Origin of the sequence: Arthrobacter rhombi (assembly GCF_039526245.1) — a bacterium.
Classification (GTDB): domain Bacteria; phylum Actinomycetota; class Actinomycetes; order Actinomycetales; family Micrococcaceae; genus Arthrobacter_H; species Arthrobacter_H rhombi.
This window is the reverse complement of record NZ_BAAAIV010000009.1, coordinates 124,236-130,742: the sequence shown is the minus strand read 5'-3', so window position 1 is coordinate 130,742 and position 6,507 is coordinate 124,236. Positions and strand designations below refer to the sequence as shown.

Sequence of the window (6,507 nt, the reverse complement as noted above, 5' to 3'; positions counted from 1 at the left end):
TGAGCGCCTAACCAACATCAAGAATCACGTGGCAACCGACTTACACCACGCAAATGGGCTTGACCTTCAGTCAATCCGGCTCCGCTCGGGATGGGGCCGTGAAGTGTCGGGGCGGATGCGATAAACATGAGGGTATGAACGTGCGCACCCCGGACCCGTATCCCGGCTGGCTGTCCGACGAGGACCTCTATGAGGCCCGTCAGCGCCTGCCCATCCTCTATGTGGAGGCCATCCCGGTCCGCCTGGACCCGTTGGGGTACGTCAACGAGGTCGGGCTGCTCTACACCGCCGACGCGGCCGGGCAATTCACCCGCACGTTCGTCTCCGGCCGGGTCATGTACCGCGAGACCATCCGGGCCGCCCTGGTCCGGCACATGGAGAAGGACCTGGGGCCCATGGCCATGCCGCAGCTGCCCCTGAGCCCGGTGCCGTTCACGGTCGCCGAGTACTTCCCCTCACCCTCCGAGACCGGCCTGACCGATGAACGCCAGCATGCAGTCTCGCTGGCCTACGTCATCCCCGTCAGGGGCGAATGCAACCCCCGCCAGGACGCCCTCGAGCTGACCTGGCTGACCCCGAGCGAGGCCCTGAGCCCGTCCATCCGTGACGAGTTCGCCGGCGGCCGCGCCAACATCCTTCGACAGGCGCTGGCCCATGCGGGCTGGTGCGAGTAGGAAGTGACATTGCAGCAGGATTACATCCGTGCCGTGCGTGCCGAGAAAGTGGCACGCGGCGACCGGTTCATCACCCGCACGGGCACCCCGAGTCTTCCGGTGTCCAGTGTGCGGATCGTCCAGGACAGTTTCGGCACCCCGGCCTACATCGAGGCCACGCTGGACAGCGGCCAGAAGGTGACGATCGCCCACGGTTCGACCATCCGCGTGCACACCAGCGCCCCGCCGCCGGCGGCAACGCTGGATGAGCTGACGGTGATCCCCGTGGAGGACGGGTCGCCGGAGGCCGAGCTGATCTCCATCGCCCGCGAGTACCCCTGGGACCAGCGGGTGCTCGGCCCCATCGCCAAGCTCAGCCGCGGCTTCAACCCGAAGTCCGGCGCCCAGCTGGAGGACGTGCGCGATCTGGCGCATCTGCTCTTCGTCGAGCTCGACGACCAGCCCAATGTCTGGCGTGCACTGGCCATCCTGACCGAGTTGCCCTTCGACGGGAACTTCGGCCGCTGGAAGTCCATCCAGTCAGCGTTGGCCATTGCCGCCTACCTCTCCGCCTCGGACGGCGACCTGGAGGCCGCCCGCAGGTTCTCCGAGTCGCTGCGGGTCACCGACCACATCGAGGAGGATCCGCTCAAGGCGAAGCTGACCGGCGAGTTGCGCCAACGCCAGCTCGACGAGCCGAACCTGTTCGATCGCGAAATCCACCGGGCGACGGCGGCGCAGGACGCACCGGCCATCCGGTCCTGGCGGATCGAACGGCTCGACGCACTGCTGTACCTGCTGGCCCACGGCGGTTCACGGACGCTCGGCCGTGAGGAACTGCAGCGGATGATCGACCACGAGCTCCAGACGCTGCGTACCCTGGACGCGCCGGACACCCCGGACCGCCAGACCGCCGGCGAGACACCGGCCGCGGACGCCTGAGCGTTCTCAGCTTGCTGCGGTGCCGGCCTGCATCCGGCGCCGCAGCGCTGACCCGGCGAGGGCCACGGCCACCCCGATGACGGAGCCGATCACGGTCTCCAGCATCCGGTCGTAGAGCAGCTGGGTGCTCATGCCCGCCATCAGTGCGGTGCCGACCAACGCCAGCGGGGTCACGCACACCTGCGCCCAGAAGTAGTTGCGGGTGATCAGCATCTCGGCCCCGAACTGGGCAAAACCGAGGAAGAGGATGATCGCCCACGGGTTGGGGTTCACGACGATGATCACCGCCATCACCCCCAGTCCGGCGATCGTGCCCAGCACGCGGTGCATGCCCCGGGCGATCCGGTGGCGGGTGGTGTGCCCCACGAGGGGGACGACGGCGGCGACCATGGCCCAGTAGGGATGCCCGGTGCTCAGCACCCCCGACATCAGCAGGGCCACGCTTCCGGCCAATCCCGCGGCCAGCAGGTAGCCGACCGATTCGATCCGGATGGCGGTGCGCACCCCGGGGGTCAGCGGGCGCGCAGCCGAGCCGGCCCAGCCCGTGCGGCGGGAGGCGGCGATCTGCCCGAGTTGGCCGAGGCAGAGACCCAACACGATCGTGCCGATGGCCGTCGCCATGGACGCACCGAATCCGGGGACCGTGGGGATCGAGGCGATGGCGGCGAAGCAGAAGATGTGGAACAGCGACCCCGCGGGGCGCAGTTGCAGGAAGCCGGTGGCCAGCGAGCACGCCCAGGCCACCAGCGTGGTCAGGATGACCACCATCCATCCGCCGGCCACCGTGTCGTGGTCGATGAGGAAGTGGTTGGAGGCCCACGAGGCGGCCATGACCACCAGGAAAAGCGCCCCGGCCCGCGTTTGGGCACGCAGCCGGTCCCGGTGGGCAGGAACCCGCCCGAAGATGTTCGTGAAGGCACCGAAGATCGCGAAGATCGCCAGCTCCAGCCGATCGGTGCCCAGCAGCACGACCAGCGGCAGGAACACCCCGAGCCCGCAACGCACCCCGATCCAGGGGTCCTTGTCGCCGGGCCCCAGCGTCAACAGGTGGCGCAGTGTCAGGGGATTGTCCACGGGGCCTCCTGCGGTGGTGTGGGTGATCTGCGGTGGGAGGGCACGTCCGACGACGATGCCTCGCCCTCCCCTCCCACCCTATGACCCGCGGGGGTGCGCCGGACGCGGTTTCCTGCGGCTCGTTCGTCACAGTCCGCTCCGCGGATGGGGCAAAATAGTGGGGTGCCTGCCTCCGATCCCACCGCCGCTGTGACCTCCGACTCCCCCGTGCCCGCCGCGCATCCCCGCCAGAAGGGGTTCTCCTTTGACGTCGGGACCCGCATGGTGAACCCGGATGGATCCACCGGCCTGGGTCGCACCGGCGTCATCCACACCCCACACGGTGACATCAAGACCCCGGCCTTCATTGCCGTCGGCACCAAGGCCACCGTCAAGGCGGTCCTCCCCGAATCGGTCGCCGAGCTCGGCGCACAGGCGGTGCTGGCCAACGCCTACCACCTGTACCTGCAGCCTGGATCGGACATCCTCGACGCAGCTGGCGGCCTCGGGGCGTTCATGAACTGGCAGGGACCGACGTTCACCGACTCGGGCGGATTCCAGGTGATGTCGTTGGGCTCCGGGTTCAAGAAGGTCATCGACATGCAGGGGTCCAGCGCCGCCGGCGGTGACGACACCGTCGCCCCGGGCAAGGAGCGCCTGGCCAATGTGGACGAGGACGGCGTCTGGTTCAAATCCCACATCAACGGGGACCGGCACCGTTTCTCCCCGGAGATCTCCATGGGCGTCCAGCACCGCATCGGTGCCGACATCATGTTCGCCTTCGACGAGTTGACCACGCTGCACAATTCGCGCGGCTACCAGGTCGAATCGCTGGAGCGCACCCGGAGGTGGGCCGAGCGCTGCATCGTCGAACACTTCCGGCTCACCGACGAACGCACCACCAAGCCGTACCAGGCGTTGTTCGGCGTCATCCAGGGCGCCCAGTACGAGGACCTGCGCCGCAAGGCCTGCGCCGACCTGGGGGCCATGCCCTTCGACGGGTTCGGCATCGGCGGGGCCCTGGAGAAGGAGAACCTGGGCACGATCGTCGGCTGGTGCTCCCAGGAGCTGCCCGAGGACAAACCCCGCCACCTGCTGGGCATCTCCGAACCTGATGACATCTTCACGGCCATCGAAAACGGTGCGGACACCTTCGATTGCGTCTCCCCGACCCGGGTCGCCCGGAATTCGGCGTTCTACACCCCGCATGGCCGGTTCAACCTCTCGGGGACCCGCTACCGCACCGATTTCACCCCACTGCAGGACGGCTGCGACTGCTACACCTGCACGCACTACACCCGCGCCTACATCCACCACCTGTTCAAGGCCAAGGAGCTGGTCAGCCACACGCTGATCTCCATCCATAACGAACGGTTCGTGGTGTCGTTGGTGGACCGGGCACGCGAGGCCATCGAGACCGGCACCTTCGCCGACCTGAAGGCCTCCACACTGGCCGCCTACTACGCCGGCAAGCCGGACCCGCAGGGGCTCTAGGGCGCTTCGGAACGGTAGGTCCCGGCGAACCAGCCGCCCACCCCGACGCCGGCGGCGACCGCCAGCAGCACCACCGGAATGGGCGCCAGCAGCAGGGCCACCCCCAGGGGTACCAACGCGATCAGCACCAGTTCCATGCCGTGCACCGCATGACGGATCACCGGTCCGCCGCCCTTGCCGAGGACCTGGCGCTGCAGCACCGATTCCCAATCCAGTTCGGGGCGGTAGGCCATGCGCATCGATCCCCCGGCCAGCCCGATACCGCACAACGCACCGATGGCGACCAGCAGCGCCGCGTCTCCGGGTGCCTCCGGGCCGGCAGTGGCCCAGCCCAGCAGGGCCCCGGCCAACGCGCCCCACAGGACCAGGACCAGGCCCGGCAGCAGGCCATGCGCCCGTCGCGCCGCGCCGGAGTCCAGGGGAAGCAGGGCGTCCAGCCCCGGCACACGTGCCGCTTCGGAAGCGGCGGCTCCCGCCGCCTGGGCGGCCAGGATCCCCGAGAGTGCAGTCGCCACGCAGAGCACGACGGCGGAGCCGCCTCCGTGCGCAGTCACCGTCCCGGCCAGCAGGGCCAGGCTGGCCAGCAACCGGGCCCAGACGGTGCCGGTACGCAGCAGCACCAGCGCTTCGGCCCGCAACAGGGCCGCCACCGGCGACCCGCCGAAGCGTGCCGGCAGCAGCCGCGCCCAGGCATCCCGGACATGGGAGCTCCGGCGCGGCCCCCGGGAGAAGGATCGGGCCAGCGACCTGACGTCCAGCAGTGCCACCGAGTCCACCGCCTGGCCGCTGATGCCGCCGGCGTCGAGCAAGTCCGAGGTGCGGATCCGGTCCAGGCGCGGGCACACCAGCAGCCATCCAACGACGACGGCCACCGCCAGGATCCCCGGTGCCAGCCAGCCGCCTGCGGCCGGCCAGGCGGACGGAAGCGCGGACCAGAGCCCGGCAAACGGCGAGTTCGTGGCACCGGTCGCCCGGGAAACGGCGTCGATGGCATAGGCCAGTACCAGCAGCACCCCGGCCACCGTGAGCGTCCGGGCAAAGCCACGGCGGATCCTGGCGGTCTGGGCCCCGGCGGCCATCAGGGCGAGCACCACGAATTCCAGCCCCAACGTCGCGCACCCGGCGACGAGTTCGGCCAGCGGAGGTCCCGTATATCCGAACGGGCCGGCGGTGCCGGCGGAGAGCCCCAGGGGTAGCCAGGCAGCGGCACCACCGGCGAAGACCCAGGCGAGGCGGGTGCGCAGCCGCCGCGACAACATCGGCCCCCGGTCCACGGGCAGGGACAGCCACCAGAGCCCCTGCGCCCGGTCCACCGCGACGGGGCCCAGGCTCGTCAACAGCCCGGCAACACCCAGTAAGGCGATCGCCAGCAATGCCGAGACGGCGTCGTTGGCCGGCACCACCGCAACACCGTCCCGGACGATTCCTGCCGCGGCGGAATCACGCAGCCCCTGGGCCAGGAACTGGACCAGCCCGAGAACGTAGGCCATCAGGACGACGGCCCCGAGTACCCCGATGTAGATGTCGTTCCACCGTTCGAAACGCTCGGTACGCCGACGTTCCCGGTCCAGTCGCCGCGTGACGGTTGCCGGATTAAAATCCGTCGGTGGCCCGGCAGGAACCCAGGCCGGCAGCGCGGGCTGCCCACTGGGCGCACCGGGCCAGACACTCATGGGCCGCCGATCGCCGCGGCGCCCTCGGCGGCGCTGGCAAAGCGCAGCCCGTCCCCGACGATCAGGCACCGGTCCACCACCGTGGTGAGCAGCACGGCGTCATGGGTCACGAGCAGGACAGCCCCACCGTTGTCGATGCGTGCACGCAGGCGTACCGCAAGCTGGGCCCTCATCGGCGGGTCCAATCGTTGTTCCGGTTCATCGAGGACCAGGAGTTCGGCTGGCCGGATCAAGCCGGCAGCCAGCAGCAGGCGGCGGCGCTGGCCGGAGGACAGTGCGCCCGGCAGGGCGTTGCGTGCCGCGGTCAGTTCGAAGAATTCCAGTTCCCGGTCGACGGCTTCCTGCCCGTCGGGCACGCCGTGTCCGGAGACGATTAGTTGCAGGTGCTCCTCGACGGTCAGCGAGTCGAAGAAGGCGTCCTCGTCGAAGACCGCGGAAACCAGCCGGCGGTGGACGTGGGAGGTGTCGTCAGCGAAGACGCCCAGGACGGCAGCCCGGCCCGAGACCGGCGGCTGGCGCCCGATCAGGGTGCGCAACAGCGTGGATTTACCGGCGGCGTTGAGCCCGACGATCCCCAGCGCGTCGCCCCGGTCGAAGACCAGGTCCAACGGACCGCACACCTCGAAGTCCCCGTATCCGGCGACCAGGCCGCGTGCGGTCAACAACGGTGCGTCCTGCGGATCCATGGGTTC

The 6,507-nt window shown here is 69.5% G+C and carries 6 protein-coding genes; 3 read left to right on the top strand and 3 right to left on the bottom strand.

The features are described 5' to 3' along the window. The first annotated feature begins 134 nt into the window (after positions 1-134). On the top strand, positions 135-674 hold the full coding sequence (locus ABD088_RS08100; protein WP_343901338.1) for an NUDIX hydrolase family protein: 540 nt from the start codon (positions 135-137) through the stop codon (positions 672-674). 3 nt (positions 675-677) lie between these two features. After that, positions 678-1,595 carry a DUF6707 family protein gene (locus ABD088_RS08095; protein ID WP_343901337.1) on the top strand — a complete coding sequence of 306 codons (918 nt, stop codon included), beginning with the start codon at positions 678-680 and terminating at the stop codon, positions 1,593-1,595. Between the two features lie 6 nt (positions 1,596-1,601). Here ABD088_RS08095 and ABD088_RS08090 read toward each other — a convergent pair whose 3' ends face one another. Beyond that, positions 1,602-2,669 (bottom strand): FUSC family protein, encoded by a 1,068-nt coding sequence (locus tag ABD088_RS08090; protein WP_343901335.1) that lies wholly within the window; start codon positions 2,667-2,669, stop codon positions 1,602-1,604. Positions 2,670-2,813: 144 nt separating this feature from the next. On the opposite strand from ABD088_RS08090, the gene tgt reads away from it, so the two are divergent. Further along, complete coding sequence (gene tgt, locus ABD088_RS08085; protein WP_343901334.1) at positions 2,814-4,142, top strand: tRNA guanosine(34) transglycosylase Tgt; 1,329 nt, start codon at positions 2,814-2,816, stop codon at positions 4,140-4,142. Here tgt and ABD088_RS08080 read toward each other — a convergent pair. Both ABD088_RS08080 and ABD088_RS08075 read right to left on the bottom strand, forming a co-directional pair. After that, entirely contained in the window at positions 4,139-5,815 is a 1,677-nt protein-coding gene (locus ABD088_RS08080) for a DUF6297 family protein (protein ID WP_343901332.1), read from the bottom strand. The genes tgt and ABD088_RS08080 overlap by 4 nt on opposite strands. Then, the gene (locus ABD088_RS08075) at positions 5,812-6,501 is read right to left on the bottom strand and encodes an ABC transporter ATP-binding protein (protein ID WP_343901330.1); all 690 of its coding nucleotides are present in this window, start codon (positions 6,499-6,501) and stop codon (positions 5,812-5,814) included. Before ABD088_RS08075 ends, ABD088_RS08080 begins: the two co-directional genes overlap by 4 nt. Positions 6,502-6,507 lie beyond the last annotated feature (6 nt).

What these genes read in the sequence shown, in the direction of transcription:
- ABD088_RS08100 (WP_343901338.1), top strand. Translation starts at nt 135, where the DNA reads ATGAACGTGCGCACCCCGGACCCGTATCCCGGCTGGCTGTCCGACGAG.
- tgt (WP_343901334.1), top strand. Translation starts at nt 2,814, where the DNA reads ATGGGGCAAAATAGTGGGGTGCCTGCCTCCGATCCCACCGCCGCTGTG.
- ABD088_RS08080 (WP_343901332.1), bottom strand. Translation starts at nt 5,815, where the DNA reads ATGAGTGTCTGGCCCGGTGCGCCCAGTGGGCAGCCCGCGCTGCCGGCC.
- ABD088_RS08075 (WP_343901330.1), bottom strand. Translation starts at nt 6,501, where the DNA reads ATGGATCCGCAGGACGCACCGTTGTTGACCGCACGCGGCCTGGTCGCC.